This window comes from Ruegeria sp. CDSC054, assembly GCF_059610645.1.
In genome coordinates this window covers 163991-190597 of record NZ_JBXWOA010000008.1, presented here as the reverse complement: position 1 = coordinate 190597, position 26607 = coordinate 163991, and the positions used below count along the sequence as shown (strand labels likewise).

The following is a 26607-nucleotide window of genomic DNA, read 5'->3' as shown; positions in this document are numbered from 1 at the left end:
CCCTTTTTACCGGGCCGTTTCAGGCCCGGATTTTTCATGAAATTCAAGGACCTCAAACATGGCCCCCAAAGTACTCGTATCCGACAAACTCAGCGAAACCGCCGTGCAGATCTTCCGCGACCGCGGCATCGACGTGGATTTCATGCCCGACCTGGGCAAGGACAAGGACAAGCTGGCCGAGCTGATTGGCCAGTATGACGGTCTGGCTATCCGCTCGGCCACAAAGGTCACGCCGACGCTGCTGGAAAAAGCCGACAATCTGAAGGTCATCGGCCGCGCCGGTATCGGCACCGATAATGTCGATAAGGATGCGGCGTCGAAAAAGGGTGTGATCGTCATGAACACGCCGTTTGGCAACATGATCACCACCGCCGAACACGCAATTGCGATGATGTTCGCCGTTGCGCGCCAGATCCCCGAGGCCAGCACTTCGACGCATGCAGGCAAATGGGAAAAGTCCAAATTCATGGGCATCGAGCTGACCAACAAGACCCTCGGCGTAATTGGCGCGGGCAACATTGGCGGCATCGTCTGTGAACGCGCGCTGGGCCTGAAGATGAAAGTCGTCGCCTACGATCCCTATCTGGGCGAAGAGAAAGCCGCCAAGATGGGCGTCGAAAAGGTCGAGCTGGACGAATTGCTGGCCCGCGCCGATTTCATCACCCTGCACGTACCGCTGACAGACCAGACCCGTAATATCCTGAGCCGCGAAAACCTGGCCAAGACCAAGCCTGGCGTGCGCATCGTCAACTGCGCCCGTGGTGGTCTGGTCGACGAAGAGGCACTGGCCGAGATGCTGCAATCCGGGCATGTCGCAGGGGCCGCGTTTGATGTTTTCAAAGAAGAACCGGCAAAGGACAACCCGCTGTTCAACTTGCCGAACGTCGTCTGCACGCCACACCTTGGCGCTGCAACGACCGAGGCACAGGAAAATGTTGCCCTGCAGGTGGCTGAACAGATCTCGAACTATCTGCTGACTGGTGCGGTGGAAAACGCGCTGAACATGCCCAGCGTCACTGCAGAAGAAGCCAAGATCATGGGTCCATGGATTAAGCTGGCCGGTCACCTGGGCAGTTTCATTGGTCAGATGACCGATGAACCAGTTAAGGCAATCAACATCCTGTATGATGGCGTCGCGGCTGAGATGAACCTGGCTGCCCTGAACTGCGCCGTGGTTGCCGGGATCATGAAAAAGTTCAACCCGGAAGTGAACATGGTGTCGGCCCCGGTTGTAGCGAAAGAGCGCGGGATTCAGCTGTCGACCACCAATCAGGACAAGACCGGTGTCTTTGACGGCTACATCAAGGTGACTGTGGTAACCGACAAGCGCGAACGCTCAATCGGGGGTACGGTTTTCAGCGATGGCAAGCCGCGCTTTATCCAGATCAAAGGCATCAATATCGATGCCGAGGTCGGTGCCCACATGCTCTATACTACCAACGAAGACGTTCCGGGTATCATCGGTGCGCTGGGTCAGACCATGGGCGAGAACAACGTAAACATCGCTAACTTTACTCTGGGCCGTGCCGAGGCGGGCGGAGAAGCGATTGCGCTCCTTTATGTGGACGAGCCGGTTCCCGCCGAAGCGCGCGCGAAACTGGCGGAAACTGGGTTGTTCACTCAGATCAAGCCGCTGGAATTTGACGTGGCCTGAGTTTTGGCCCGAAGATTGTGACCATAGCGATGCCCGTGCAAAATTTGTGCGGGCATTGTCTTTTTTCTGCAACCGAGTTGTTGCACAAAGTGTCTGACATATTCCAAGAGGCAACGTTTTGAGCATCCCAATTTACGCGGTCGGCGATATCCATGGGCAACTGGGCATGCTGCAAAACGCGCTATCCCTTATCGAGGCGGATGGCGGGCCGGATGCGCGGGTTGTCTTTCTGGGGGACTACGTGGATCGTGGCCCGAACAGCCGCGAGGTGCTGGATCTGCTGATCGAAGGCCAACGCGCCGGGCGAAACTGGGTTATGGTCAAAGGCAACCACGACCGAATGATGGTCCGTTTCGTGCAGGATTGCGAGATTGCAGACAAGCAGTTGCCGATTACTTTGAACTGGCTGAATCCCCGGCTTGGTGGTCAGGAGACGCTGGCATCTTACGGTGTCGAGGTCACGGACAATGACCGGATCTTTCAGGTTCACGAACGGGCCTGCGCCGCTCTGCAGCCGGCACATCTAGACTTTATCAATGCTCTGCCGACCTATCACCAAGAGGGTGAGCTTTTGTTCGTTCACGCTGGCATCCGGCCCGGTGTCCCTTTGGCGCAGCAATCCGAGGATGATCTGGTTTGGATACGCCAGGAGTTCCTGCACGATGCACGTGCGTACCCCTGGCTGATTGTGCATGGGCATACTCCGGTGGACCGGGCCGAGCATTACGGAAATCGCGTCAATCTGGACGCAGGGGCAGGCTATAGTCGACCACTAGCCACAGCTGTGTTCGAAGGGCGTCAGTGCTGGTTGCTGACTGATGCCGGTCGAGTCCCGTTAGAGCCTAATCCGCGGTAAACATATCTTTGTAAAGCTCGCGCAAGGCGTTCTTTTGCACTTTCCCCATGGTGTTTCGGGGCAGCTCATTCAGCACGATCAGTTGGCTGGGGTGTTTGAACCGCGCCAGTTGGTTCTGAACGCTGGCCATAATGGCATCAAGATCAAGCGCTCGGCCCGGTTCTGCAACCAGAATACCCAGAACGGTTTCGCCGAAGTCAGGGTGTGGTACGCCAATCACGGCGCTTTCAAAAACACCGGGCTGGTCGTCCAGCACCAGCTCGACCTCCTTGGGGTAGATGTTGAACCCGCCAGAAATGATCAGGTCCTTGCCGCGACCCACGATGTGTACGTAACCATCCGCATCCACGCGCCCGAGATCACCGGTGATAAAGAACCCGTCTTCGCGCAATTCCGCGGCGGTTTTTTCGGGCATTTGCCAATAGCCTTTGAAGACGTTGGGTCCGCGCACTTCGATCATGCCAATTTCACCCAGTGGCAACGCCTCGCCGGATTCAGGGTCGGTTACCTTTAGCTCGACACTCGGCAACGGGAACCCGACAGTTCCTGCGCGACGTTCACCGTCATACGGGTTCGAGGTGTTCATATTGGTTTCTGTCATCCCATAGCGTTCCAGGATGCGGTGTCCGGTCCGGTCTTCGAAACGTTCATGCGTTTCGGCCAGCAGCGGGGCCGAACCCGAGATGAACAGCCTCATGTGCTGCGCCAGATCACCGGTGAACCGATCATCCGCCAGCAATCGGGTATAAAAGGTCGGCACGCCCATCATCGAGGTCGCATTGGGCATCAGGCGTAGAACGTCATCCAGATCAAACTTCGGCAAAAAGATCATCGATCCGCCCGAGGCCAGAATAACGTTCGTCGCTACAAACAGCCCGTGGGTATGAAAGATCGGCAAGGCGTGCAGCAGCACATCATCCTGCGTAAACCGCCATTCGTCCACCAGGGTCTCGGCGTTGGACAGCAGGTTGGCTTGCGTCATCATCGCACCTTTGGAGCGCCCGGTCGTGCCAGACGTATATAGGAACGCGGCAAGATCATTCTCTGTCCGCTTAACCGGTCCGAAAGCAGGAAGCATGCCCAAAGCCCGCCGCATCAGACTGCCCGAGCCGTCAGCGTTGAGCGTCTCTAACCTTGCGTTTTGCGCCTCGGCGATGGGCGTCAGTTCCGCTTGTTTGGCGGCATCGCAAACCACCAGCGCAGCCCCACTGTTTTCGATGAAATAGCTAAGCTCGCCGGATGTGTAGGCCGTGTTCAACGGCAAAAAGATCAATCCGGTTTGCGCGCAAGCCGCATAGAGCGCCAACGCTTCTGGCGACTTTTCCACCTGAACAGCAACTCGGTCTCCGGGCTCAAGCTCGTACCCGTTCAACGTGTTTGCTATGCGCGACGCCATGTCCAGAAAAGCTGCATGGGTAATGGTTTGGCCGTCAGGCAGGTGAAGAAACGGCGTATCCTTGCCCGCATGGATACCAAACAACCGATCATAGAGCGGGTTACCCATCCCATACTTCCTTCTCGCAGGACCAGATTGCCCCGAATCTGGCGTGGATTAGAGGCACGGTAAAGCGGAAATCTTGGTCAGGTTTAGAACTGAGTGGTCATCCGGTACCCTGCGGCGAAGTACATCTTTGCAAAGGTGACAGGCTGGCCCTCAAGCCATGTGATCCGTTCGCCCGTAAACACCGGCTCACCGATGGGCAGGTCCAGGAACGCGGCCACCGATTCATCGGCGCGACTGGCCAGAAAACTCAGCTCGACATTGGTGAAGGGAACGGTCTGTATTAGCCATTCATTCGGGCCTATTGAGGCGAAGTCCGCATTTACCACCTGTGGAACCGAGTCTATGACGATCCATCTGTCTTCGTACTGAAAAGGTGTGTTGCCGTTAAAGTGCATGCAGCGCACGTGCATCACGTGTTGGTCCGGTTTTAGCGCCAGTCTTGCGGACAGCCAATCGGGCGCTTGCCCGGCAACTGACGAGACTAGCGCGTAACGATAGATTCCGCCCAACGCCTCAACCTCGTCCCGCACCTTGGGGATCGTGAAACGGGCCTGCCTTTGCGGCGCGCTTAAAACCCGTGTACCGGCTTTGCGACGACGCTCCAGAAATCCTTCGTCCGCCAGCTCTCGCATTGCGCGGTTCACGGTCGTTCTGGTGCACGAGAATTCGACGGCCAGGTCCTGCTCGTTGGGCAGCAGCGAATCCGGCTGCCACTCACCCGACCGAATGCGCGCCAGCACGGTTTCCTTGATGTCCCTGTAGCTGGTGGTTTCGTTAGATTGGGTCATGGTGCCTCTGGTTACCTGAGTAGGTGCGTTTAGACGTCTGCCAAAAGATCGGCAATCGCCGACCGGTACGTGGGAATTATCCGATCCCGTTCGATGTGGCGGCCTTGCTGCACCATGTGGCGCCCTGCTGACCAAAGATCCGTCACCAACCCGTCCGGCGCTGCAAAGCACAGCCCGTCAAGCACCTGTTCGTCAGTCAGTGCGCAGATCGTGGGGTGAGATCGGTCGATCGCAACAAGGTCGGCCAGCTTGCCGACTGCGATTTCCCCGGCATTTCGTCCCAATGCCTGCGCGCCCCCTTGTGCGGCCCCTGTATACAACGCCTGACCGACTGAGCCTTCATTTTTGACCAAAACCGTTCGCGCATGGTCCCGCAGGCGTTGGGAATATTCCAAAGCCCGCAGTTCCTCAGGCAAAGAAATCCTCACGTTAGAGTCTGATCCCACGCCAAAGCGACCACCTTCTTCGACATAAACTGCACCGTTGAAAATACCGTCGCCCAAATTCGCCTCGGTAATCGGGCACAACCCGGCTACGGCGCCCGAGCGCGCAACGGCGCGTGTTTCGGCATCTGTCATATGAGTCGCGTGGATAAGGCACCACCGGTCATCGACGTCGGCATGGTCCAGCAGCCACTCGACCGGCCGCTGTCCCAGCGCGGCCTCTACATCGGCCACTTCCTTTAGCTGTTCGGCGATGTGGATGTGGACGGGACCATCAGAAGTGGCATTCAGAAGCTCGCGCAAATCGTCAGGCGATGTTGCCCGCAGTGAATGCGGGGCGATACCGATCACAGAATCCGCATGCGGTAGGGCCATGCGGCATTCGTCGACCAAATTCAGAAACTGATCCACAGAATTGCCAAAGCGCAGCTGACCGCCAGCCAAGGGTTGTTGTTCGACACCGCCGTAGGTGTAGAGAACCGGAAGGTGCGTCAGCCCGATTCCAGTTTGGGCGGCTGCGGCAAATATGCGCTGGCTCAGTTCCGACACGTGGTCGTAGCGCCCGCCGCCCGGCTGATGATGGACATAGTGAAACTCACCGACCGAGGCATATCCGGCCTCTTGCATCTCCATATAGACCAAAGCGGCAATGGCCTTTACGTGGTCCGGCGTCAATCTGTCCAGAAACCGGTACATCAGGGTGCGCCAGGTCCAAAAGCTCTCGCGGCCGGCGGCGCGCACTTCTGTCATACCGGCCATCGCGCGCTGAAAGGCGTGGCTGTGCAGGTTTCCCAAGGCTGGCAGCAAGACATCAACCTGTGTGTCTCCGGATCGCGCGGTCGCTTGTGATTCCAAGCTTTGGATCTGACCGTGCGCGATTTCTACCCGCAAGTTACTGACCCAATCAGAGCCTAATAAAGCCGTTTTCGCATGGATGGTCATCGCATTTCCATTTTGTGTAGACTTTAAACTTTTATACGTATACGAAAAATCTAACGACAAAGGGAGCCCAAAAGAATCGATATGGCCAAAAAATCTGTCCTTTTGAGCACGCGGGTGGCGACCATGGACGATGGCGCCGAACGTTATGGGATGGTTCAGGACGCAGCACTTGCTGTTGATGGTGAGAATGTTGCCTGGATCGGACCACGGAATGCGCTGCCTGCCGACTATTCTGACTGGCCGACCGTGGACTATGGCGACCGGCTGATAACGCCGGCGCCAATCGACGCCCACACCCATGTCGTCTTTGGTGGCAACCGGGCGGTCGAGTTCGAAATGCGCCTGAATGGTGCCTCATATGAACAGATCGCGCGCGCAGGTGGTGGAATTCTGTCGACGGTCACAGCGACCCGTTCGGCCAGCGAAGAGGCCCTGTTAGAGGATGCCCTGACGCGAGTGGACGCCCTGTTGGCCGAGGGCGTGTCGTGCATCGAGGTCAAATCGGGCTATGGCCTGGACACCGACACAGAGCTCAAGATGCTGCACGCCGCGCGCCGGATCGGCGAAGTGCGCCCGGTGCGAGTGAAAACAAGTTTTCTAGGAGCTCATGCGGTACCGCCTGAGTTTCCGGGTCGCGCCGATGCCTACATTCGCGATGTGTGCATCCCGACTCTGCGTTTGGCGCATGAAGAGGGTCTGGTGGATGCCGTTGATGGCTTTTGCGAGGGGATCGCCTTTGATCCGTCTCAGATCGCTAAGGTCTTTGATGTGGCGAAAGAATTGAACCTTCCGGTCAAGTTGCATGCAGAGCAGCTTTCGAACCTCGGAGGGGCAGCCCTGGCGGCTTCGTACGGGGCGTTGTCGGCAGATCATATCGAATATCTGGACGAGGCTGGCGTGGCCGCCATGGCACAAGCCGGAACCGTGGGCGTGCTGCTGCCGGGGGCGTTCTATACGCTGCACGAAACGCAGGCGCCGCCGGTTGAACTGCTGCGCCAGTATCGGGTGCCGATTGCGCTGGCGACGGATTGCAACCCCGGCTCGTCCCCTCTGACGTCGGTTCTGCTGACCATGAATATGGCGTGCACCCTGTTCCGCCTGACGCCGGAAGAGGCATTGGCTGGCGTGACCCGCAATGCGGCGCAAGCCTTGGGCCTGACCGACACTGGCACAATAACTGAAGGCAAGCGCGCAGACCTGACGGTATGGGACATCACGCACCCAGCCGAGCTGTCCTATCGGATCGGCTTCAACCCGCTGCACACCCGCATTTTCGGAGGTTTGTAATGAAGACGCTGTCGCTTGTGCCCGGTCAGGTTACGCTGTCAGATCTGTCTGAAGTGTATTGGTCGCAGCCTGCAGTATCGCTGGATGACGGATGCAAACCCAAGGTGGAGGCTGCAGCCAATCGCATTCTCGAAGCTGCGGCCGGGGAAGACCCGGTTTATGGCGTTAACACCGGGTTCGGAAAGCTGGCCAGCCACAAGATCGCGGCCAAGGACACTTCGACCCTTCAGCGCAACCTGATCCTTAGCCATTGCTGCGGCGTTGGTTCGGCCGTGCCACGCTGTGTAACCCGGCTGATGATGACGCTAAAGCTGTTGTCCTTCGGACGTGGAGCATCGGGCGTGCGTTGGGAACTGATCGAGCTGTTGCAGCAGATGCTGGCCAAGGGCGTGACCCCGGTTATTCCCGCGCAGGGGTCGGTCGGGGCTTCGGGCGATCTTGCGCCCCTGGCGCATATGACAGCCGTAGTCATCGGCGAAGGTGAAGCCGAGGTTGACGGTACCATCCTGCCGGGGGGAAAAGCGCTAAAATCAGCTGGATTAGAGCCTATTCAACTCGGTCCAAAGGAAGGGCTTGCCTTTATCAACGGCACGCAATTCTCGACTGCATTCGCGCTGGCCGGTCTGTTCGATGCCTGGCGTGCAGCGCAAAACGCGCTGGTCATCTCGGCCCTGTCGACGGATGCGATCATGGGGTCGACCGCGCCCTTGCAGCCCGAAATCCATACCCTGCGTGGGCACCGCGGCCAGACCGAAGCCGCCAGCGCCATGCGTGCCACACTGGCCGGGTCCGAGATCCGCGAAAGCCACCGGGATGGCGACACGCGCGTTCAGGACCCTTATTGCATCCGCTGTCAGCCGCAGGTCACCGGCGCGGCCATGGACGTCATGCGCCAAGCGGCCACCACGCTTGAGATCGAGGCGAACGCGGCCACCGACAACCCGCTGGTTCTGACTGAGGCGGGTGCCATCGTTTCAGGTGGAAACTTTCATGCCGAACCGGTCGGCTTTGCCGCAGACATGATCGCGCTGGCTGTGTCCGAAGTTGGCGCGATTGCGCAGCGGCGCATTGCCTTGATGGTCGACCCGACGCTCAGCTTTGATCTGCCGCCGTTCCTGACACCTGATCCCGGGTTGAACTCGGGCCTGATGATTGCCGAAGTCACGACCGCCGCCTTGATGAGCGAGAACAAACACCTTGCCAATCCTTGCGTGACCGACAGCACACCGACCTCGGCCAACCAGGAGGATCACGTGTCGATGGCTGCACATGGCGCGCGGCGTCTGACACGGATGGTCGAGAACCTGAATTACATTCTGGCAGTTGAGTTGCTTTGTGCTGCTCAGGGCGTGGAGTTCCGCGCACCGCTGGCAACCAGCGAACCGTTGCAACGGGTAATGGATAGGGTACGGGCAGAGATCCCAACACTGAACGAAGACCGCTATTTGGCACCCGATCTGGAAACATCCAAGTGCTTGGTGGCTGAGGGTGACATCCTTGGGGCAGTGGGTGCCCAGATGCCGGGGCTGTTCTGATGCAGGTGTTCAGCGTGCAGCGCGGGGACGGTCCCATTGTGCTGGGCCAGCCTCATGGCGGAACTTATGTGCCAGACGAAACAGCGGTCCGTCTGAATGACAACGGGCGCGGTATGGCGGATACGGACTGGCACATAAATAGGCTCTATAAGGGGATATTGGATGATGTCACGGTCGTGCAGTCGCATGTTCATCGCTACGTCATCGACGCCAATCGTGATCCGTTCGGGGCCTCGCTATATCCGGGCCAGAATACCACCACCCTTGTGCCTCTGACCGATTTCGACGGGCAGCAGATCTGGAATGACGGGCAATCACCATCCGAGGATGAAGTCGAAGATCGACGGCGCAAATACCACGCACCTTATCACGCTGCCCTTCTGGATGAACTGAGCCGCGTTCGGGACCGGCACGGCATGGCGATCCTGTTTGATTGCCACTCGATCCGGTCGCTGATCCCGTTTCTGTTCGAAGGCGAATTGCCGGTGTTCAACACTGGAACCAATGATGGGCTGACGTGCGACACGGCCATTGAGCAAGCCGTGCACGACGTGGCGAGCAAGGCCGAAGGTTTCACTTCGGTCCTGAATGGCCGGTTTCGCGGGGGATGGACCACCCGCCACTATGGTCGCCCTTCTGATGGCATACACGCCATCCAGATGGAGATCGCGCAGCGGGCTTACATGGACGAGACACCCCCGTGGACATGGCGCGAGGACCGCGCTGCGAAACTGCGCCCCCATTTGACAACTATGCTGACCCGCATCAACGATCTTGCCCTCTCGGGCGAATTGACCAGACAAGGAGCCCAGAAATGAGCGATCCGCGCAAAAACACCCGCGATATCTATCCACCGACCGGCCCCGAGTTGAACGCCAAAAGCTGGGTGACCGAGGCCCCGCTGCGGATGCTGATGAACAACCTGCACCCGGATGTGGCCGAGAACCCGCATGAGTTGGTGGTCTATGGTGGTATCGGTCGCGCGGCCCGCACGTGGGAGGATTTCGACACTATTGTTGCCGGTCTGAAGGATTTGGAGGAAGACGAAACGCTGATCGTCCAGTCCGGCAAGCCGGTCGCGATCATCCGCACGCACAAGGATTCGCCGCGGGTGCTGATCGCCAATTCCAACCTCGTTCCACATTGGGCGACCTGGGATCACTTCAACGAGCTCGATAAGAAGGGCCTGATGATGTACGGCCAGATGACCGCTGGCTCGTGGATTTACATCGGCACGCAGGGTATCGTTCAGGGCACCTATGAGACCTTTGCCGAAGCGGGGCGTCAGCATTACAACGGTGACCTGACAGGCAAGTGGATTCTGACCGGAGGTCTGGGTGGAATGGGCGGCGCGCAACCGCTGGCGGCCGTGTTCGCAGGCGCTTCATGTCTGGCTGTTGAGTGTAACCCGGACAGCATCGATTTCCGCCTACGGACCAAATACCTCGACGAAAAGGCCGAAACGCTGGACGAAGCGCTGGAGATGATTGACCGCTGGACCAGGGCTGGCGAAGCGAAGTCGGTTGGTCTGCTGGGCAATGCGGCAGAGGTTTTCCCCGAGATCTATGCTCGGATGCAGGCGGGCGGGATGCGTCCTGATATCGTCACCGACCAAACCAGCGCGCATGATCCGATTAACGGTTATCTGCCATTGGGCTGGACTATGGGAGAGTGGCGCGAAAAGCGTGAAACAGACCCTAAATCGGTGGAAAAAGCCGCTCGCGCTTCGATGAAGCAGCATGTCGCGGCGATGGTGGATTTCTGGAACGCGGACGTTCCGACGCTGGATTACGGCAATAACATCCGGCAGGTCGCTCAGGATGAGGGGCTTGAGAACGCCTTTGCCTTCCCCGGCTTTGTACCCGCTTATATCCGCCCGCTGTTTTGCAAAGGCATCGGCCCGTTCCGCTGGTGTGCTCTGTCGGGCGACCCCGAGGACATCTACAAAACCGATGCCAAGATGAAGGAACTGTTCCCCGAGAATGAGCACCTGCATCGCTGGATCGACATGGCGCAAGAGCGGATCGCGTTTCAGGGTCTACCTGCGCGTATCTGCTGGATTGGATTGGGTGACCGACACCGGGCTGGGCTGGCGTTCAATGAGATGGTCGCCAATGGCGAGCTAAAGGCGCCGGTGGTGATCGGACGCGACCATTTGGACTCGGGGTCTGTGGCCAGCCCCAACCGCGAGACTGAGGCGATGCTGGATGGCTCGGATGCGGTCAGCGACTGGCCGTTGCTGAATGCGCTGATCAATACGGCGAGCGGGGCGACATGGGTGTCTCTGCATCACGGTGGTGGCGTCGGGATGGGCTTTAGCCAACATGCGGGTGTTGTGATCTGTGCCGATGGCACCGAAGATGCCGCGCGGCGGTTGGAAAGGGTTCTCTGGAACGACCCGGCCTCGGGCGTCTGGCGCCATGCGGATGCAGGGTACGACATTGCCAAGGATTGCGCGCGGGCCCATGGGCTGCGCCTGCCGGGTATTTTGGGCTAGTTCGAAACAGACTCTGGCGAAAATGCTGCACCTGCGATATGCGCAGGTGAGCTTGCCGGAGATCGAATATGTACGTTGCCACCCTGTTGACCGACCCCGATGTGTCTAATCTGGAATTGTCGCTGGTCGAGTCCTTGCGGAACGCATGGGGCGGTGGTGAGATCGTTTGGCTCAGCCCGGATGAAGCAGCAGAGTTCCATCTTAGCGAAATGCCGGGCAACCGGTGGGATGCCTGGGCGGACCTGCAGCAAATGGGCGTGGATCTGGTTGTCCAACCGACCGAAGGCCGCCGTAAGAAGATGCTGTTGGCCGATATGGACAGCACCATGATCCAACAGGAATGCATCGACGAACTGGCGGATGAGGCCGGCGTCGGCGACCGCGTTAAGGATATCACCGCACGCGCCATGAATGGCGAGTTGGACTTTGAGGGCGCGCTGACCGAACGGGTTGGTCTGTTGAAAGGTCTGGATGAGGCGGTGATCGGTAAAGTACTGGATGAACGCATCACTCTGATGCCGGGCGGCAAGGAACTGGTCGCGACGATGCGCCAGAACGGAAGCTATGCCGCCTTGGTCTCGGGCGGTTTCACGGCGTTTACCGCAAAAGTGGCCGAGGTGCTGGGCTTTGACGAGAACCGTGCCAACACCCTGCTGGCCCAAAACGGAAAACTGACCGGGGATGTACTGCGGCCCATTTTGGGGCGTCAAGCCAAGGTGGATGCCTTGGAACAGATCACCGCGCGACTGGGTTTGCGTGAAGAAGACGTTATTGCCGTAGGCGACGGGGCCAACGATCTGGGGATGCTGCACCGCGCGGGAACAGGGGTGGCCCTGCATGCCAAGCCCACGGTTGCCGAGCAATGCGAGGTTCGGATCAACCATGGCGATCTGACAGCATTGCTGTACGTTCAGGGCTATAGCCGCTCGGAATTTGTGTCCGATTAAAGGTCTTCCCTTTATTTAACTTACGTGTTAAATAAAGGCTATGAACACTCTGATAAATGCTTTTTCTGCTTTGTCCGATTCCACTCGGTTCTCGATCGTTGAGCAACTGATGCAGGACGGAGAGCTGCCTGCCGGTGACCTGATCCAAGGGCGCGGTATGTCGGGCGCAGCGATTTCGCGCCATCTGAAAGTGCTGCGCGAGGCCGGATTGGTGCAACAGCGCGTCCACGGCACCCAGCGGATGTATTCTATCCAGCCCGACGGGCTGCGGGCGATTGCGGAATGGACCATCTCAAAACGTCAGTTCTGGGAAAACAGCCTCGATCGTCTGGGCGACCTCATTGAAAGGGAAAACTCATGGCCGACCTGAAACTGGAACGTGAGTTCCCGACCACCCCCGAAAACCTGTTTGCCTGGATAAGTGACGGGGCGAAGCTGTTGCAGTGGTGGGGGCCCGAAGGGGTGCATGTGCCCGAGCATGACCTGAATTTCTCACGCACGGGGCCTTGGTATTCAATAATGAAGAATGCAGAAGGCCAGACATTCAAGGTGTCCGGTCATGTCACCCATGTTGATCCGCCCAATTCGGTTGGGTTTACTTGGGCCTGGCATGACGATCAGGATCAGCGCGGGGCGGAAAGCCACGTGACGTTTTCGGTCGTCGCAACGGAAAACGGCGCGCGGTTGGTTCTGGACCACCGCGAACTGGCAGATGCCGAGGCCGCAGCAAACCACAACATGGGCTGGACATCGTCGCTGGCCAAGCTTGAGGCGCAGTTTGGATAAGTTTTCATTAGGGAGGAAATAAAATGCCACAATTTTTGTTTGTGTATCACGGCGGAACCACACCAACCGACCCCGCCGAAGTCGAAGCAACCATGGCCGCGTGGGGCGCATGGTTCCAAGGCATGGGCGAGGCGCTGGACATTCCCGGTAACCCGGTTGGTCAATCCTATACGGTCAGCAACGGAAGCGTCGTCGACAATGGCGGCGCAAACCCGGCATCCGGTTTTACGGTCGTAAAGGCCGACAGCATTGATGCCGCGACCGAAATGGCCAAGGGCTGTCCCATGGTGGTCAACGGTTCAGGCTCGGTCGAGGTGGCCGAGGTGCATGAAATCGAAATGTAACCTTAGCCGGGGAACCCCGGCGCAGGTCTGATCTCGCCACATTCCAGCCAGCGACGGCTGTATTGCGTGGCATTCATGAATTTGCGGGTGGCCGGGTGATCGGCCTCCAGCACACCAAGGCTTACCAGAATCGCGGCGATTGCGCATTCGCTGGCGCGGGTGGTGCCATCAGTGATTTTCAGCGCAACACCCATTCTCTTTTCTGGAATGATGGCGATGAACACCGCCTCGGCTCCGGTTTTAATTGCGGCACGGCCGTCCATGGCGCGCATTAACTCGGTGCAGGCGCGGCTTTCGCCCGCCACCAGCTCCGGGTGCTTGATCATCGCAGCCGTCAGTTGCTGTGCCGCGTCGCTGGCGCGGTCCGACCGATCTGCGGCCGAGGCAAACCACGCCATGGATCGCGCCAGTCCCACCAGTGATGTCGCAAAGTTCGGGGCCGAACATCCATCGATTCCATAGGCAGGACTGGTTTCTCCAGTGGTATCTTCCAGCGCGGACAGGCAGGCTTGCTGTACGGGGTGGTCGATCTCAAGGTATTCCGGTCCCGCGCCCATGTGCTGTGCGACCGTCAGAAACCCGCAATGTTTGCCCGAGCAATTGTTGTGGATCTGGCAGGGCGTGTCATTGGCAAGTATCAGCCCGTCGCGCGCGGCCATGTCCTGCGGTTCTTGCGGACCGCAGCGCAGATCGTGTTCGGTCAAGCCCAAGTGATCCAGCCAGGCAGTAACCCTGTCGGTATGGATATGTGCGCCGCTATGCGAGGCACAGGCGAGGGCCAGATGCTCGGAGTTCAGGCCATATTTGGCGGCTGCACCCGATGTGATCAGCGGCAACCCCTGGATCATTTTCGCAGAAGACCGAGGGTAAATCACCGCGTCCGGATCGCCCCAGCTGCGTACGATTTGACCGCTGTCGTCGCAGATCACTGCGTGGCCCAGATGCAGGCTTTCCAACAAGGGGCCTCGCCATAGTTCTGTCATTGGTACCGGCTGCGTCATCTGGCCCCTCCATTATATGCGCAAAAATCTGCCAATCGCCCTTTCGCCTGTGGCGAAACCTGCGTTAGTGTGTGTATGTCGACAATCATCGGAATACGCAACTTACAGACGAACCGACAGAGTTCGTATGCGGTCTCGATGGGTATGAGGTATTAGGTCGAGCTAGGAGGCTGGACAGATGGGATCAAAACTCGTCCGCACAATTGCGGGTCTGTGCGTGGCAGGGATGGCCACAACCGCAATCGCTCAGCAGGCGACCAGCACCAATCGGGTTGCTGCGAAGACCGACTGGAGCGTTTTTGTGGAGAAAGATCCCACAGAATGCTGGAGCGTATCCGCGCCCAAAGAGACTGTGAACACCAAAGGTGGACGCGTGGTTTCGGTGCGCCGCAGCGACATCCTGTTGTTCGTATTCTACCGCCCGAATGCCGAAGTCAAAGGTCAGGTGACCTTTACTGGCGGCTATCCTTTCGCGGCAGGATCGACGGTCACCCTTGAGATTGACGGCACCGAGTTCGCTTTGATCACCGAAGGTGAATGGGCCTGGCCGGCAACCGAAGGCGAAGATCTGAAGGTCGTCGCAGCGATGAAGCGCGGCACCGAGGCTGTTCTGACCGCCCGGTCCGAGCGCGGCACCCAGACCAAAGACACCTTCTCGCTGTTGGGTTTCAGTGCTGCGATCGAAGACGCCGAAAAGCGCTGCACCCAATAAGCAAGGACAACAGGTTCGCGCAGTCCCGTCATTTGGCGGGGCTTTTTCGTGGGCGATCATACGTGTCATCTGATCATTACGTTACGTCCACCCCCCCCCAATTGATCCGCATCAAGGCAAGCGATCCATTTTTCTGAACCAATCAGTTCAAATATATGGAAGGAGCTTATCCATGCTGAACAAACCCCTTGCTGTCGTGTTGGTGGTTGCCGCCGTGTTTTTGAGTGCATGTGAAAAAAACAACGAAACATATCCGGTATCTGGCGAGCAATGCGGCCCGAAAGACCCCGTGCAAACTTTGGACGCGGATGATTGCGACATCCTACCTGCAGGGATCTGACATGTTCACCTGATCTGATTCCTCGCAATCGTAATGCAGATAGTTCGGCCGCATCGGTTTGGCCTTTGCGGCCGACTTGCAATTGGGACCACAGCGCAACGCGTGCTACGGTGGCCACATTCAAGGGTTCATATGTGGAAACGGATAATGCGTTACGTCTTGATTGCAGTGTTTTTCTCGTCGGCCGCGTGGGCGGATCCCAGCCTGGAATGTTACGACGCAGGTTCGCAGGTCGAAATCGGAGCCTGCGTTGGGGAAATGGAGAAACGCGTGAATATGGCTGTTGAGACAAGCTATGGCTTCGCCATGCAGTCCGCAGTTGAGCTGGACGAGGTCACAGACCGTGTGGTCGCACAACCGGCGCTTGAGGCTGCGCAAGAGGCATGGAGAGGATATCGCGATGCGCAATGTGAAGCTGTGGGTGCTTCATACGGCGGCGGCTCTGGTACCGGCATCGCCATCGCGTCTTGTCGCGTCGATCTTGGCCGGGCGCGTGCGGACGAATTGCTGCGTATGGCAAATTAAACGATACGAATTCTTTTGATCTTTGCGCGCGATCCTATATAGAGGCGCATCCCAAGCCCGAATTCGTTGAGATAGCAACATGTCGCCCAAAGCGCCGATCACTCAAGATGTCATGACCATCCCCCGCAAACTGCCCGAGGGGAAGATCAACCTTGTCGGGTTGACCCGTGATCAGTTGCGTGACGCTCTGATCGCACATGGTACGCCGGAAAAGCAGGCCAAGATGCGGACCGGGCAGATCTGGCAGTGGATCTATCAATGGGGCGTGCGCGATTTTGCCGAGATGACCAACCTCGCCAAAGCGTATCGTGCGCAACTGGCTGAGAATTTCGTTGTTGAAATCCCGGAGGTCGTGACCCGGCAGGTGTCCGAGGACGGCACGCGCAAGTATCTTTGCCGCATCGCGGGTGGCCATGAAGTTGAGGTTGTCTACATCCCCGAAGAGGATCGCGGGACGCTGTGTATCTCGTCTCAGGTTGGCTGCACGCTGACCTGTTCCTTCTGCCATACGGGCACGCAGAAACTGGTGCGCAACCTGACGGCTGCAGAAATCGTTGGTCAGGTGATGATGGCCCGCGACGATCTGGACGAATGGCCAACCCCTGGTGCGCCCAAGGACGAAACGCGCCTGTTGTCGAACATCGTTCTGATGGGCATGGGTGAGCCGCTGTATAACTTTGAAAACGTGCGCGACGCGATGAAGATCGCCATGGATCCCGAAGGGATTTCCCTGTCGCGCCGTCGGATCACCCTGTCGACGTCGGGCGTGGTGCCGGAAATTGCGCGCACAGCTGACGAGATCGGCTGTTTGCTGGCGATCTCGTTCCACGCGACAACGGATGAAACTCGCGATGTTCTGGTGCCCATCAACAAGCGCTGGAAGATCCAAGAGCTGCTGCAGGCATTGGCAAACTATCCCAAAGTGTCGAATTCCGAGCGGATCACCTTTGAATACGTGATGCTGGATGGCGTGAACGACAGTGACGAAGATGCGCATCGCTTGATCGACCACATCAAAAGTCACAACATTCCCGCCAAGATCAACCTGATCCCGTTCAACGAATGGCCCGGGGCGCCTTATAAGCGCAGCTCGAATAACCGCATTCGGGCGTTTGCGAACATTATTTATCAGGCAGGCTATGCCTCTCCCATTCGCAAAACACGTGGCGAGGACATCATGGCGGCATGTGGTCAGTTGAAATCGGCCACAGAGCGCGCGCGCAAGTCGCGGAAGCAGATCGAAGCCGAAGCGGGATTGCAAAGCTAACACATCCAGCTTTCGTGCAAACTACGCCAAGAAATTAATGTTCTGGCCGCTGTTATTTGTATGCACAATTTGATATGTTTTATGGGCTGAAACCGGCTGCCTAGGCCTCACGCTTGCGCACAAAGCAGTGAGAGTCGCATTCCGGTCGTGGCGCGTTTGTTCATGGCCGCTATCATTTTAGACGAAATTTGCGGCGTTCAGGCGAACCTTTTGAACCAGGTGGGCCAAATAAATGTTTGTACGATTTTCAAGACTGTTTCCGACATCTCTTGCGGCTTTGTTTGTGGTGGGGCTTGCTGCGCATCAGGTTGGCGCTCAATCCAGTGGTGAGGATGCTCACCTTGCCATTGAAAATCCTGCCGAGCTGTCCAAAGAAGAAGCCTTGGGCATCTACAAGTCCCTGCAGCGCCGGATGGAGCGTGGCTATGCAGCCGCGCAGTTGGATTTGCTGATGAACTATCAGGCATGGCCACTGTTCAACGACGCGCCTTACATCTCGGCAACCCATGGGCAGCGCTATGTGAACAGCTATGCCAACCGCATGGCGCACAACTATGGCACTTTGGCCGAGGGTGAAAAGCTGCCGATGGGGTCAGTGCTGGCCAAGGACAGTGTCACGGTCACCGACGAGGGCAACGTCCATCCCGGTGCCCTGTTCGTGATGGAAAAACTGGCACAAGGTACCAGCCCGGAAACAGCGGACTGGCGTTACATCATGGTGATGCCGGATGGGTCCCTGTTTGGTGACACGATGGGCGCGCGTTCGGACGCTGTCGTCTATTGCCATGATTGTCACGAAGCGGTGGCTGATCGGGATTACACGTTCTTTGTTCCCGAAGAGTATGTTGTCGGCAACTAAGCGCGGGTCACTTGCGACCGAACCGCGCCGAACCGATCACCTCGATCAATGTCTGACGCACCGGCTCCGGTTGCGTTTCTACCGCATTCAGAACCTCGCGTAACTCGGCCCGAAGGCCGTGCATCTGGTCGATCAGTGAGATCATCATCGACAGCGCATCAGGCTCCATCTCGTATTGGTCGTGCAGCTCGCATGCCAGCTCCAGCCGCGCAACGTCAAGGGTGTGATACACCAGTCCCTGCTCGGTTTGCTCGGGAATGACGATCTCGGCAGCCAGGTATTCGGTCAGGCGGGTCGAGGTCAGGCGGGTGACGGTTGCGATCAGCTGCTCCTCGGTCAGGGTGCGGGTCATGACGGCATTCCTTTCCGCGGATCATAGCTGTGGGTTTCGCGCCATGTCTTCATGAATTGCTTCAGATCATCATCAATTTGGTCCGGCATGTACACGGTCAGTTCGATCAACTGATCCCCGCGATCAGACGAGCCGCGCTTCTTAACTCCCTTGCCACGCAAGCGCAGGGTTTTACCGCTGCTGGTTCCAGCCGGGACACTGACATTGACGCCACCGTCAATCGTGGGGGCAGGAACCTTGCCACCCAGAATGGCCTCATCGATCGTGATCGGTAGTGTGATATGAATATCGTCGCCCTTGCGATCAAAGACCGGATGCTTTGCCACTGACACAGTGACCAAAGCATCGCCGGGCGGGCCTTCGCCAAAACCCGGATCGCCTTTGCCGCGCAGGCGGATGGTTTGTCCATCGGTGATGCCCGCAGGAATCTTCACCTCGATCCGGTCACCATCTGGCAGCGTCAGCTTTTGGCTGGCGCCGAACACCGCGTCCAGAAAACTGATCTGCAGATTGTAAGCGCGATTGTGCCCCGGTGCGTGAAATTCGTGCGTGCGCTGCTGGTATCCTCCGCGGCCACGCATGAATTCGGCAAAGATGTCTGACATGTCATCCGGGTCTGCTGCGCGCCCACGGTAAGGGTTCCCGGCGGCCTCGGCATATTCGCGATAATACTGCTGCTGGGGACGTTCCTGACCCGAGGCATCAATCTCACCACTATCGTACCGCGCGCGCGTGTCCGGGTCTTTCAATAGGTCATAGGCCGATGCCGCGCCTTTGAACTTGGCCTCTGCCTCGGCATCCCCGGGCTTGAGATCCGGGTGGCATTCTTTTGCAATGCGCCGATATGCCTTTTTGATCTCGGCGGCGCTGGCGTCTTTGGCGACGCCAAGGATGGTATAGGGATCGTCGCTCATCTCACCTCTCGCGGGTCGGTCTGAACAGGATGAATGTGTTTTATCATGCGATTTCAATGACCCAAAAGGAAGTGGCTTTTGAAACCGCTCGCAAATTCCTTCGGGTCTGTTAACATCTGCATGTTTCTAACTGATCACTCACGGAGAACCCCATGACGCGCAGAATAAAATCCGCACTGGCCCTGTTGGCCGGGAATGCCATCGGGTTGTTGCTTGCAACGCTGTTGTTGTCGGGGTTTGCGATCAAGCCGATTTCATTCATCGTCGTGGTGATCGTGTTCACACTGGTGCAGGTGGTGGCCGAGCCGCTGATCCTGAAACTGGGTGAGAAAAAAGCCCCCTCGATCAAAGGTGGGATTGCCTTGATCGTGACGTTCGTCGGCCTGTTGGTGACCGATCTGATTACGGCCGGGTTGACCGTTGGCGGCGTTGCCAACCTGTTGGCGGCGACTCTGCTGGTTTGGCTAGGCGCACTGATCGCCAGCATTGTGCTGCCGATCTATGTGTTCACCGAACTGCGCGAGCCTAAGAAGAAATCATAACGCGTTCAGGCAGGTTTCCATCGCCTGCCACAGTTCATCCGTTGGTTCGCAACCTATTGAAAGACGAATAAAGGCTGGATCGACATCATCGCCCCAGCGTGCGCGTCGTTCGGCAGAACTGTGAACACCGCCGAACGATGTGGCCGGTCGCAGCATCGGGCAGGTGTTGATGAAAGTTTCGGCCTTTTCCTCGGTCTCTAACGTGATCGACAACAAGAACCCGAACCGGGACGTCTGCGCTTTGGCCAGAGCATAGGACGGGTCATCCGACAGGCCGGGATAGCGGATCTGTTTCACGGCCTCATGTTCTGCCAACCGTTCCGCGAGCACTTGCGCCGATGCACACATCCGGTCGAAACGAACGTCCAGCGTTTCCAACCCGCGATGCAGCAGCCATGCCTCATGCGGGCCGGGGATCGCGCCGGAAACGCGCCGCCATTCTTCGACCCGTTCCATGATCTGCGCGTTGCGGCTGGCGACATGACCCATTAGCAGGTCCGAATGTCCGCCCATTGCCTTGGTATCCGAAGCGACCACCACGTCGATGCCCAAATCCAACGGGCGTTGACCCAATGGGGTCATCGTTGTGTTGTCGGCAATCGTGAGACCGCCCGCCGCGCGAACGGCGCTAGCGATCGCGGGCAGGTCCATCATATCCAGCCCTGGGTTCGAGGGGCTTTCCAAAAAGACCACGTCGAAGCCGTCAAACCCGCCCTCAGCGAACGCCGTCGTCGGACGTTCAGTAACTAAGATGCCAAGATTGGCCAAAAACCGGTCGGCCAGCAGTCGTGTGACATAATACCCGTCCGAGGGGATCAGGATATGAGACCCGGCTTTCACCGTCGCTAACAAAGCGGCAGAAATCGCCCCCATGCCTGACGGAAAGGTCAGACAGGGCGCGTCTTCCAGATGCGCCAACACATGTTCCAGATGCACCCATGTCGGGTTGTCGACCCGTCCATAGGTCGGGTGTCCGTCAGGTGCGCCGGGCAGATGGTACATACTGCTTTGTGTCAGTGGCAGGGCCACCGGATCGCCCTTGCTCAATGCGTTCCCGCGCAGGTGCAACATCTCACCGGTCTTTGGCGGCTTCATGTCTCAGCGCCCCGGAATTTCATCGCGGGGTGGGGCCGGTTCCCAGTTTTCAATAATCTCGACCGCCTCTTGCGCGGTATCCACGAAGCGGAACAGGTCGAGATCCTCGTCCGAGATCGTGCCCGCATCAGCCAGCGCCTCCCAGTTGATGACTTTTTCCCAGAAATCGCGGCCGAACAATAGGAACGGCACACGCTCCATCCGGCCGGTTTGGATCAGCGTCAGGGATTCGAACAACTCGTCCAGCGTGCCAAAGCCGCCGGGGAAGATGGTGATGGCGCGGGCGCGCATCAGGAAATGCATCTTGCGAATGGCGAAATAGTGGAAGTTAAAGCTGAGATCGGGCGTTACATACAGGTTCGGCGCCTGCTCGTGCGGCAGAACAATGTTCAGGCCAATCGAACAACCGCCGGCATCCTGGGCACCGCGATTTCCGGCCTCCATCACGCCGGGGCCACCACCGGTGACGATCACGTTTTCCCGGCAACCGGTTTCGTTGGACTTTTCGGTCATCAGGCGGGCAAACTCACGCGCTTCGTCATAGTATTTTGACAATCCTGCCAATGTATCCGTCCGCGCGGTGTGTTTTTGCGCGGGTTCCGGAATGCGCGCGCCACCGAACATGACGATGGTCGAGGTGATCTCGCGCTTGGTCATGATCATCTCGGGCTTCAGCAATTCCAGCTGCAGGCGCACGGGGCGCAGCTCATCCCGGCACAGGAAATCATCGTCCGCAAAGGCAAGGCGATAGGCGGGTGAACGCGTCTGCGGCGTGTCCGGCACCTCGCTCGCGGTCGAGCGGTCAGTCTGGGCGTCGCGGAAAGGGCTGAGGCGGTCTTCTCTCATGGGTGATGGTTCCCTGCTTGCGTGTTCATAAAACAGCTATAGTGTTCGCAGGCAGAGTGCCAGTCACGGAAGAACAAGAATGAATTGGAAGAGTGAAATTTCAGCCGCAGCCAACCGGATCGATGGCTATGCGCAGGTGACACCGGTGATTGAAATCCGCGTGCCCGGATTGGATTATCCGGTCGAAATGAAGCTGGAGCATATGCAGCACACGGGCAGCTTCAAGGCGCGTGGGGCGTTCAATACGCTGCTCAGTTTGGACGTGCCCGAGGCTGGCGTTGTGGCAGCATCTGGCGGCAATCACGGTGCGGCGGCGGCGTATGCGGCACAAACGCTGGGGTATCCGGCCAAGATTTTCGTGCCAGACCTTGCCGGACCATCCAAGATCGCCCTGATTGAACAGACGGGCGCAGATCTGACAGTTGTACAGGGTGAATACGCTAACGCGCTGAGCGAGGCCCAAGCGCATGAGGCAGCAACCGGGGCGATGCAAATCCACGCCTATGATGCACCGGCAACCGTAGCAGGGCAGGGCACGTGTTTTGCCGAATGGGAGGCACAGGGACTGCAGGCTGACACCATTCTGGTGGCCGTGGGCGGCGGTGGCTTGATTGGCGGGGCTTTGGGTTGGTTTGATGGCGCTCGCAAGGTCGTAGCAGTCGAACCGGAAACCTCCTGCGCGCTGAACGCGGCGCTGCAGGCGGGTGAACCGGTGGATGTCTCGGTCTCGGGGATTGCAGCCAATGCGCTGGGCGCGCGGCGGATCGGAGGGATTTGTTTCGATCTTGCACAGGGAATGACGTCTGTTCTCGTCTCTGATGAGGCGATTGCCGATGCGCAAAAGGCGCTATGGCGGAACCATCGCGTATTGGTCGAACCGGCCGGTGCGACCGCGTTGGCGGCTTTGACCTCAGGTGTATATAAGCCAGAACCGGACGAACGCGTGGCGGCTCTGGTGTGCGGGGGAAATATCGCCCCGGACCCGCTGATGGGGTGAATTATCGGCTTGTGGAAGGTGGTTAAGGATTTTATCGATAATCTATGACCACTACGATCGCTGACACAATCTACCAAAATCTTAGACAGAAGATTATCACCGGCGAACTGCTTGCCGGTGAAAAGCTGCGTCAGGATCACATCGCGCGGGCCTTTGAGACCAGCCATGTACCGGTGCGCGAGGCATTGCTGCGACTCGAAGCGCACGGGTTGGCCCAAAGTGAGCCGCGCCGCGGTATGCGTGTTTCGGCGCTGGACCCGGCAGAAGTGCGCGAAGTGGTTGAAATGCGCGTCGTGTTGGAATCTCTCGCCTTGCAGCATTCGGTACAGAATATGACGCCTGGTGCGCTGAAAGAGGCGGATGACGCTCGGATCGCCTGTGATGCCGCGCAAACGATGCCCGAGTGGGAAGCGTGCAACCGTACCTTTCATCGCTCGATCCTGACGCCATGCGGGTTGCCACGCCTGCTGCATGCGATTGATGACCTGCATATCGCCGGCGCGCGCCATCTGTTTGCCCATTGGCGCCCCAAGTGGGTACACCGCGCGGATGGTGACCACGCAGCCATCGTTCAGGCGCTCAAGCGCAAGGACGCGGCCACGGCGACGGCCATTCTGACGCGCCATATCCGCCGCGCCAGCTGAACACAGGTCAAGCTAGCCGCAAATCGTACCTTCTGCGTCGCATTGCACCGCGAGATGCAGTTGCGTATAGGCCAAACAAACGTGAACAGATTCTGCAGGGAGCCATCCGATGTCCAACGCGCAACTGGAAACCGCTATCGAAGCCGCCTGGGAGGCGCGAGACACCATCACGCCCGCCACCACCGGCGAACAACGTGAAGCTATCGAAGACACACTGAACGCGCTGGACAGCGGCACGTTGCGGGTTGCTGAAAAGCTGGAGAGCGGCGATTGGCATGTGAACCAGTGGGCCAAGAAGGCGGTTCTGCTTGGCTTCCGCATCAAGGATATGGAAATCCAGACCGGTGGTCCGCAGGACGGCGGCTGGTGGGACAAGGTGGACAGCAAGTTCGCCGGTTGGGGTGAAAACCAGTGGCGTGCCGCTGGTTTCCGCGCGGTGCCGAACTGTGTCGTCCGTAAATCCGCCTATGTCGCACCCGGCGTGGTTCTGATGCCGTCCTTCGTGAACCTGGGCGCCTATGTCGACGAAGGCACCATGGTCGACACTTGGGCCACCGTTGGTTCCTGCGCGCAGATTGGTAAAAACGTACACCTGTCAGGCGGTGTTGGCATCGGCGGAGTTTTGGAGCCAATGCAAGCTGGCCCGACCATCATCGAAGACAATTGCTTTATCGGCGCACGCTCGGAAGTGGTCGAAGGCTGCATCGTGCGCAAAGGCTCGGTTTTGGGAATGGGCGTCTTTATCGGCAAGTCCACAAAGATCGTGGATCGCGAAACCGGCGAAGTCACTTATGGCGAAGTGCCGCCCTATTCGGTTGTTGTCGCGGGCTCGATGCCATCCAAGAACAACGTCAACCTGTATTGCGCCGTGATCGTAAAGCGCGTGGACGAGAAGACTCGTTCGAAAACCGGGATCAACGAACTGCTGCGCGACTAAATTAAGCGCGGATTTGAAACGGGGCTGTGGCGTATCTCGCCGCAGCCCTTTTCTGTTTATCCTTTGACTGGATAGCGGTCAGGCTCCTCAAATACGTCGATCACCCGCGAGCCCGCCTTGATTTTTCCGCCATGTTCCACGCCCGACGGAATCGAATAGCTGTCGCCGGGTCGATAGGTCTTAGTCTCTCCGCCGATTGTCAGTTCAACCTCGCCCTCGACCACCGTGCCCCATTGCGCCTTGTGTGAATGCGGTGGCAGTTCGAAATCTTTGAGGAACGTGAAGAACGCAACCAAACCCGCATCTGATCGGACGACGGCGGTCTGAACCACATCCTCGGGGAATGGCACGTCGAGGCTAGGGAAGTCTGTGATGAAATCTGGGTAGGCCATGAAAAATCCTTTGCAGTTTGAAATGGGTTTTCGCGGGTACTATGGACGCGCTTAGGGCTTCCCGCAATTCCCGGCTGCTTGACCGCGGACAGACGCGCAGCTATGGCCCCCTGCATGGAAAAGCAAAAGAAACCGTCCCGTCAGCAAGTTTATACATTGCTCGTTCAGATCGGCCGCAAAGAAGGCGACGGCCTGCCCGAAGGCGCGACCGGAGCGGCGCTGATGTGTTTTGCCAGCGGTGTGGATGAGGCCGAGGCCGTGCGTGAAACCGTTGCGATTCTGAAGCAGGCGGACACTGCGCCACTGGACGTTACAGGATACGGCACCCTGGCCGAGCGTGAAGCGCAAGGTCACGATATTGATCCTGACGAACGCGCCCTGATGCAGAGGGCGCTGGACGAAAACGCCGTTATCGTGGCGCAAATGACGCCGTTTTTCGGGGATGAAGAACCGGCTTAGTTCCGGACCCCGAACCATTTGCGGTAAATTTCGTCATAGGTGCCGTCTTCGCGCAGCGCCAACAAGGCCTGGTTCACGTCCTCGACCAATGGCGAGCCGGTCGGGAACGCGATCCCGTAGTTCTCTCGCAGGAAAATACCGCCAGTCATCGTCGCGATCCGGCGTCCTTCATGCGCGGTGAAATAGGACAGGATCGGCGCGTCAAAGACGACGGCGTCCAATTCCTTATCCCGGAATGCGGTGAGCACATCATCCAGGTTTTCATAACCGGAAAATTCAATCTCGCGCCGGTTCAGGAAGTTTGCGGCAGTCGAGTTCGAGATTGTGCCCACCTGCTTGCCGTAAAGATCGTTGACCGAGTTCACGTTGCCGCTGATGGCATCCACGGTCATGACCGACGTGATGCGCGCTGTGAAGACCGATACGATGAACAGTGAGGACACCACCAGTACCACGCCCAGCAACCGTCCGAACGGTGTGCGCGGCATGCGTTCCTCGAACCCGCCATTGACCACAAGATTCAGCGCCCACCAAAAGGACGGGAACCATGCCTCATTCAGCTTACGGTCGAAATACGGCTGGGCCCGACGCTCAAACCCCCACATCAGCATCCCGCCGCCAAGCAGGATTGCAAAGGCCAGACCGATAGCAATGAACAGCTCAACAGACAGTAAGGCATGCAGCAGCGATGGTCTGCGGGCTGCATCCGACGGCACCATGATCTGCAAGCCGGCCTCGAATATGGGCTGGCTGAAATCCATCTGCGTTTCACGTGCAGCCGTAATCGAGATATTGGCTACAGCCAGGTCCGCGGTTCCATCCTGCACGGCACCAAGCATATCGCTGAAGGCCTCGACCCTGGTGACTGAGTAGTCCCAATTCAGTGCCTCGGACAGGGCTTGCAACAAGTCCATTGAAAAACCGGTTTGGGCCCCGTCCTCGACATAGGAAAACGGGGGGCGGGTCACGGTCGTGACCGAAAGCGTCTGCGCCTGGCTTTGCTGTGCAAGAACGGCGAAAGTCAGGCAGATCCAAACGAGAAGCGCACGTATCATCGTCAATTCACCTGTTTCGCGGCCCTCTAACGCAGATTTGAAAGGCACGGCAAGGTGGCCGCAAGGTAAACCGCCATGTTTTATTGG

Annotated in this window: 30 protein-coding genes; 20 read left to right on the top strand and 10 right to left on the bottom strand. The window is 58.2% G+C overall.

The features are described from left to right. Window positions 1-58: 58 nt before the first annotated feature. Together serA and AC2FGC_RS16310 are read left to right on the top strand one after the other, a co-directional pair. Window positions 59-1654 carry a phosphoglycerate dehydrogenase gene (serA, locus tag AC2FGC_RS16315; protein ID WP_496726497.1) on the top strand — a complete coding sequence of 532 codons (1596 nt, stop codon included), beginning with the start codon at window positions 59-61 and terminating at the stop codon, window positions 1652-1654. 118 nt (window positions 1655-1772) lie between these two features. Continuing rightward, window positions 1773-2510, top strand: a complete 738-nt coding sequence (locus AC2FGC_RS16310) for a metallophosphoesterase family protein (RefSeq protein WP_496726498.1) — start codon at window positions 1773-1775, stop codon at window positions 2508-2510. On the opposite strand, the gene AC2FGC_RS16305 is transcribed toward AC2FGC_RS16310, so the two are convergent. From AC2FGC_RS16305 to AC2FGC_RS16295, 3 genes are all read right to left on the bottom strand, one after another. Then, window positions 2497-4014 carry a malonate--CoA ligase gene (locus tag AC2FGC_RS16305; RefSeq protein WP_496726499.1) on the bottom strand — a complete coding sequence of 506 codons (1518 nt, stop codon included), beginning with the start codon at window positions 4012-4014 and terminating at the stop codon, window positions 2497-2499. The genes AC2FGC_RS16310 and AC2FGC_RS16305 overlap by 14 nt on opposite strands. Window positions 4015-4097: 83 nt before the next feature. Further along, on the bottom strand, window positions 4098-4802 hold the full coding sequence (hutC, locus tag AC2FGC_RS16300; protein ID WP_496726500.1) for a histidine utilization transcriptional repressor HutC: 705 nt from the start codon (window positions 4800-4802) through the stop codon (window positions 4098-4100). Window positions 4803-4831: 29 nt separating this feature from the next. Continuing rightward, window positions 4832-6187, bottom strand: coding sequence for a formimidoylglutamate deiminase (locus AC2FGC_RS16295; RefSeq protein ID WP_496782891.1), 1356 nt, complete (start codon window positions 6185-6187; stop codon window positions 4832-4834). Between the two features lie 81 nt (window positions 6188-6268). Between AC2FGC_RS16295 and hutI the strand changes: the two genes are divergently transcribed. The 8 genes from hutI to AC2FGC_RS16255 all read left to right on the top strand — a co-directional run bounded on the left by hutI (window position 6269) and on the right by AC2FGC_RS16255 (window position 13583). Further along, entirely contained in the window at window positions 6269-7474 is a 1206-nt protein-coding gene (gene hutI / locus AC2FGC_RS16290) for an imidazolonepropionase (RefSeq protein ID WP_496782889.1), read from the top strand. Next, window positions 7474-9009: a histidine ammonia-lyase gene (gene hutH / locus AC2FGC_RS16285; RefSeq protein WP_496726503.1), complete on the top strand. Its 1536-nt coding sequence runs from the start codon at window positions 7474-7476 to the stop codon at window positions 9007-9009. The genes hutI and hutH overlap by 1 nt, the downstream gene beginning before the upstream one ends. Continuing rightward, the gene (hutG, locus tag AC2FGC_RS16280) at window positions 9009-9827 is read left to right on the top strand and encodes an N-formylglutamate deformylase (protein ID WP_496782887.1); all 819 of its coding nucleotides are present in this window, start codon (window positions 9009-9011) and stop codon (window positions 9825-9827) included. Before hutH ends, hutG begins: the two co-directional genes overlap by 1 nt. Then, window positions 9824-11506, top strand: coding sequence for a urocanate hydratase (gene hutU, locus AC2FGC_RS16275; RefSeq protein ID WP_496782885.1), 1683 nt, complete (start codon window positions 9824-9826; stop codon window positions 11504-11506). The genes hutG and hutU overlap by 4 nt, the downstream gene beginning before the upstream one ends. A gap of 68 nt (window positions 11507-11574) precedes the next feature. Further along, entirely contained in the window at window positions 11575-12453 is an 879-nt protein-coding gene (serB, locus tag AC2FGC_RS16270; protein WP_496726507.1) for a phosphoserine phosphatase SerB, read from the top strand. Between the two features lie 40 nt (window positions 12454-12493). Beyond that, the gene (locus AC2FGC_RS16265) at window positions 12494-12823 is read left to right on the top strand and encodes an ArsR/SmtB family transcription factor (RefSeq protein WP_282120371.1); all 330 of its coding nucleotides are present in this window, start codon (window positions 12494-12496) and stop codon (window positions 12821-12823) included. Then, the gene (locus AC2FGC_RS16260) at window positions 12811-13239 is read left to right on the top strand and encodes an SRPBCC family protein (RefSeq protein WP_496699487.1); all 429 of its coding nucleotides are present in this window, start codon (window positions 12811-12813) and stop codon (window positions 13237-13239) included. The genes AC2FGC_RS16265 and AC2FGC_RS16260 overlap by 13 nt, the downstream gene beginning before the upstream one ends. Before the next feature lie 23 nt (window positions 13240-13262). After that, window positions 13263-13583 carry a YciI family protein gene (locus AC2FGC_RS16255; protein WP_496726508.1) on the top strand — a complete coding sequence of 107 codons (321 nt, stop codon included), beginning with the start codon at window positions 13263-13265 and terminating at the stop codon, window positions 13581-13583. A 2-nt stretch (window positions 13584-13585) separates the two neighbouring features. Here AC2FGC_RS16255 and AC2FGC_RS16250 read toward each other — a convergent pair whose 3' ends face one another. Further along, window positions 13586-14584 carry an asparaginase gene (locus AC2FGC_RS16250; RefSeq protein WP_496782882.1) on the bottom strand — a complete coding sequence of 333 codons (999 nt, stop codon included), beginning with the start codon at window positions 14582-14584 and terminating at the stop codon, window positions 13586-13588. 178 nt (window positions 14585-14762) lie between these two features. Between AC2FGC_RS16250 and AC2FGC_RS16245 the strand changes: the two genes are divergently transcribed. From AC2FGC_RS16245 to AC2FGC_RS16225, 5 genes are all read left to right on the top strand, one after another. After that, the gene (locus AC2FGC_RS16245; protein ID WP_496726510.1) at window positions 14763-15296 is read left to right on the top strand and encodes an invasion associated locus B family protein; all 534 of its coding nucleotides are present in this window, start codon (window positions 14763-14765) and stop codon (window positions 15294-15296) included. Window positions 15297-15468: 172 nt separating this feature from the next. Beyond that, window positions 15469-15636, top strand: a complete 168-nt coding sequence (locus AC2FGC_RS16240) for a hypothetical protein (RefSeq protein WP_199520039.1) — start codon at window positions 15469-15471, stop codon at window positions 15634-15636. Window positions 15637-15783: 147 nt separating this feature from the next. Continuing rightward, window positions 15784-16161, top strand: coding sequence for a lysozyme inhibitor LprI family protein (locus tag AC2FGC_RS16235; protein ID WP_496726511.1), 378 nt, complete (start codon window positions 15784-15786; stop codon window positions 16159-16161). Between the two features lie 79 nt (window positions 16162-16240). Continuing rightward, window positions 16241-17428, top strand: coding sequence for a dual-specificity RNA methyltransferase RlmN (gene rlmN / locus AC2FGC_RS16230; protein WP_496782880.1), 1188 nt, complete (start codon window positions 16241-16243; stop codon window positions 17426-17428). A gap of 232 nt (window positions 17429-17660) precedes the next feature. Continuing rightward, on the top strand, window positions 17661-18287 hold the full coding sequence (locus AC2FGC_RS16225; protein WP_496726513.1) for a cytochrome P460 family protein: 627 nt from the start codon (window positions 17661-17663) through the stop codon (window positions 18285-18287). 7 nt (window positions 18288-18294) lie between these two features. Here the strand turns inward: AC2FGC_RS16225 and AC2FGC_RS16220 are convergent, their stop codons facing one another. Both AC2FGC_RS16220 and AC2FGC_RS16215 read right to left on the bottom strand, forming a co-directional pair. Then, window positions 18295-18639 carry a hypothetical protein gene (locus AC2FGC_RS16220; protein ID WP_496726514.1) on the bottom strand — a complete coding sequence of 115 codons (345 nt, stop codon included), beginning with the start codon at window positions 18637-18639 and terminating at the stop codon, window positions 18295-18297. Then, window positions 18636-19553: a DnaJ C-terminal domain-containing protein gene (locus AC2FGC_RS16215; protein ID WP_496726515.1), complete on the bottom strand. Its 918-nt coding sequence runs from the start codon at window positions 19551-19553 to the stop codon at window positions 18636-18638. Before AC2FGC_RS16215 ends, AC2FGC_RS16220 begins: the two co-directional genes overlap by 4 nt. 152 nt (window positions 19554-19705) lie before the next feature. Between AC2FGC_RS16215 and AC2FGC_RS16210 the strand changes: the two genes are divergently transcribed. Beyond that, window positions 19706-20095, top strand: a complete 390-nt coding sequence (locus AC2FGC_RS16210) for a hypothetical protein (protein ID WP_113791816.1) — start codon at window positions 19706-19708, stop codon at window positions 20093-20095. Here the strand turns inward: AC2FGC_RS16210 and AC2FGC_RS16205 are convergent. Together AC2FGC_RS16205 and AC2FGC_RS16200 are read right to left on the bottom strand one after the other, a co-directional pair. Continuing rightward, on the bottom strand, window positions 20090-21190 hold the full coding sequence (locus AC2FGC_RS16205) for a cystathionine gamma-lyase (protein ID WP_496726516.1): 1101 nt from the start codon (window positions 21188-21190) through the stop codon (window positions 20090-20092). The two genes, AC2FGC_RS16210 and AC2FGC_RS16205, sit on opposite strands and share 6 nt — an antisense overlap. Before the next feature lie 3 nt (window positions 21191-21193). After that, window positions 21194-22036, bottom strand: coding sequence for an LOG family protein (locus AC2FGC_RS16200; RefSeq protein WP_496726517.1), 843 nt, complete (start codon window positions 22034-22036; stop codon window positions 21194-21196). Between the two features lie 79 nt (window positions 22037-22115). Here AC2FGC_RS16200 and AC2FGC_RS16195 point away from each other — a divergent pair, with 79 nt between their 5' ends. The 3 genes from AC2FGC_RS16195 (at window position 22116) to dapD (ending at window position 24614) form a co-directional block, all read left to right on the top strand. Continuing rightward, complete coding sequence (locus tag AC2FGC_RS16195; RefSeq protein ID WP_496782878.1) at window positions 22116-23033, top strand: threonine/serine dehydratase; 918 nt, start codon at window positions 22116-22118, stop codon at window positions 23031-23033. A 44-nt stretch (window positions 23034-23077) separates the two neighbouring features. Next, entirely contained in the window at window positions 23078-23677 is a 600-nt protein-coding gene (locus AC2FGC_RS16190; protein WP_496726519.1) for a GntR family transcriptional regulator, read from the top strand. Window positions 23678-23786: 109 nt separating this feature from the next. Next, window positions 23787-24614, top strand: a complete 828-nt coding sequence (gene dapD / locus AC2FGC_RS16185) for a 2,3,4,5-tetrahydropyridine-2,6-dicarboxylate N-succinyltransferase (RefSeq protein ID WP_496726520.1) — start codon at window positions 23787-23789, stop codon at window positions 24612-24614. A gap of 56 nt (window positions 24615-24670) precedes the next feature. On the opposite strand, the gene AC2FGC_RS16180 is transcribed toward dapD, so the two are convergent. Further along, the gene (locus AC2FGC_RS16180; protein ID WP_496726521.1) at window positions 24671-25006 is read right to left on the bottom strand and encodes a cupin domain-containing protein; all 336 of its coding nucleotides are present in this window, start codon (window positions 25004-25006) and stop codon (window positions 24671-24673) included. A 114-nt stretch (window positions 25007-25120) separates the two neighbouring features. Here AC2FGC_RS16180 and AC2FGC_RS16175 point away from each other — a divergent pair, with 114 nt between their 5' ends. Continuing rightward, the gene (locus AC2FGC_RS16175; protein WP_058272663.1) at window positions 25121-25465 is read left to right on the top strand and encodes a DUF8846 family protein; all 345 of its coding nucleotides are present in this window, start codon (window positions 25121-25123) and stop codon (window positions 25463-25465) included. On the opposite strand, the gene AC2FGC_RS16170 is transcribed toward AC2FGC_RS16175, so the two are convergent. Next, on the bottom strand, window positions 25462-26520 hold the full coding sequence (locus AC2FGC_RS16170; protein WP_496726522.1) for a transporter substrate-binding domain-containing protein: 1059 nt from the start codon (window positions 26518-26520) through the stop codon (window positions 25462-25464). The genes AC2FGC_RS16175 and AC2FGC_RS16170 overlap by 4 nt on opposite strands. Window positions 26521-26607 lie beyond the last annotated feature (87 nt).

Bases quoted from the DNA above. Each gene is read 5' to 3' on its own strand.
- hutC (WP_496726500.1), bottom strand. From the start codon at position 4,802: ATGACCCAATCTAACGAAACCACCAGCTACAGGGACATCAAGGAAACC.
- AC2FGC_RS16190 (WP_496726519.1), top strand. From the start codon at position 23,078: ATGACCACTACGATCGCTGACACAATCTACCAAAATCTTAGACAGAAG.
- AC2FGC_RS16215 (WP_496726515.1), bottom strand. From the start codon at position 19,553: ATGAGCGACGATCCCTATACCATCCTTGGCGTCGCCAAAGACGCCAGC.
- AC2FGC_RS16225 (WP_496726513.1), top strand. From the start codon at position 17,661: ATGTTTGTACGATTTTCAAGACTGTTTCCGACATCTCTTGCGGCTTTG.
- AC2FGC_RS16305 (WP_496726499.1), bottom strand. From the start codon at position 4,014: ATGGGTAACCCGCTCTATGATCGGTTGTTTGGTATCCATGCGGGCAAG.
- serB (WP_496726507.1), top strand. From the start codon at position 11,575: ATGTACGTTGCCACCCTGTTGACCGACCCCGATGTGTCTAATCTGGAA.
- AC2FGC_RS16250 (WP_496782882.1), bottom strand. From the start codon at position 14,584: ATGACGCAGCCGGTACCAATGACAGAACTATGGCGAGGCCCCTTGTTG.
- AC2FGC_RS16210 (WP_113791816.1), top strand. From the start codon at position 19,706: ATGACGCGCAGAATAAAATCCGCACTGGCCCTGTTGGCCGGGAATGCC.
- serA (WP_496726497.1), top strand. From the start codon at position 59: ATGGCCCCCAAAGTACTCGTATCCGACAAACTCAGCGAAACCGCCGTG.
- AC2FGC_RS16205 (WP_496726516.1), bottom strand. From the start codon at position 21,190: ATGAAGCCGCCAAAGACCGGTGAGATGTTGCACCTGCGCGGGAACGCA.
- AC2FGC_RS16260 (WP_496699487.1), top strand. From the start codon at position 12,811: ATGGCCGACCTGAAACTGGAACGTGAGTTCCCGACCACCCCCGAAAAC.
- AC2FGC_RS16180 (WP_496726521.1), bottom strand. From the start codon at position 25,006: ATGGCCTACCCAGATTTCATCACAGACTTCCCTAGCCTCGACGTGCCA.
- hutH (WP_496726503.1), top strand. From the start codon at position 7,474: ATGAAGACGCTGTCGCTTGTGCCCGGTCAGGTTACGCTGTCAGATCTG.
- AC2FGC_RS16200 (WP_496726517.1), bottom strand. From the start codon at position 22,036: ATGAGAGAAGACCGCCTCAGCCCTTTCCGCGACGCCCAGACTGACCGC.
- AC2FGC_RS16295 (WP_496782891.1), bottom strand. From the start codon at position 6,187: ATGACCATCCATGCGAAAACGGCTTTATTAGGCTCTGATTGGGTCAGT.
- AC2FGC_RS16235 (WP_496726511.1), top strand. From the start codon at position 15,784: ATGCGTTACGTCTTGATTGCAGTGTTTTTCTCGTCGGCCGCGTGGGCG.
- AC2FGC_RS16240 (WP_199520039.1), top strand. From the start codon at position 15,469: ATGCTGAACAAACCCCTTGCTGTCGTGTTGGTGGTTGCCGCCGTGTTT.
- AC2FGC_RS16195 (WP_496782878.1), top strand. From the start codon at position 22,116: ATGAATTGGAAGAGTGAAATTTCAGCCGCAGCCAACCGGATCGATGGC.
- hutU (WP_496782885.1), top strand. From the start codon at position 9,824: ATGAGCGATCCGCGCAAAAACACCCGCGATATCTATCCACCGACCGGC.
- AC2FGC_RS16245 (WP_496726510.1), top strand. From the start codon at position 14,763: ATGGGATCAAAACTCGTCCGCACAATTGCGGGTCTGTGCGTGGCAGGG.
- dapD (WP_496726520.1), top strand. From the start codon at position 23,787: ATGTCCAACGCGCAACTGGAAACCGCTATCGAAGCCGCCTGGGAGGCG.
- hutI (WP_496782889.1), top strand. From the start codon at position 6,269: ATGGCCAAAAAATCTGTCCTTTTGAGCACGCGGGTGGCGACCATGGAC.
- AC2FGC_RS16265 (WP_282120371.1), top strand. From the start codon at position 12,494: ATGAACACTCTGATAAATGCTTTTTCTGCTTTGTCCGATTCCACTCGG.
- rlmN (WP_496782880.1), top strand. From the start codon at position 16,241: ATGTCGCCCAAAGCGCCGATCACTCAAGATGTCATGACCATCCCCCGC.
- AC2FGC_RS16170 (WP_496726522.1), bottom strand. From the start codon at position 26,520: ATGATACGTGCGCTTCTCGTTTGGATCTGCCTGACTTTCGCCGTTCTT.
- AC2FGC_RS16175 (WP_058272663.1), top strand. From the start codon at position 25,121: ATGGAAAAGCAAAAGAAACCGTCCCGTCAGCAAGTTTATACATTGCTC.
- AC2FGC_RS16255 (WP_496726508.1), top strand. From the start codon at position 13,263: ATGCCACAATTTTTGTTTGTGTATCACGGCGGAACCACACCAACCGAC.
- hutG (WP_496782887.1), top strand. From the start codon at position 9,009: ATGCAGGTGTTCAGCGTGCAGCGCGGGGACGGTCCCATTGTGCTGGGC.
- AC2FGC_RS16220 (WP_496726514.1), bottom strand. From the start codon at position 18,639: ATGACCCGCACCCTGACCGAGGAGCAGCTGATCGCAACCGTCACCCGC.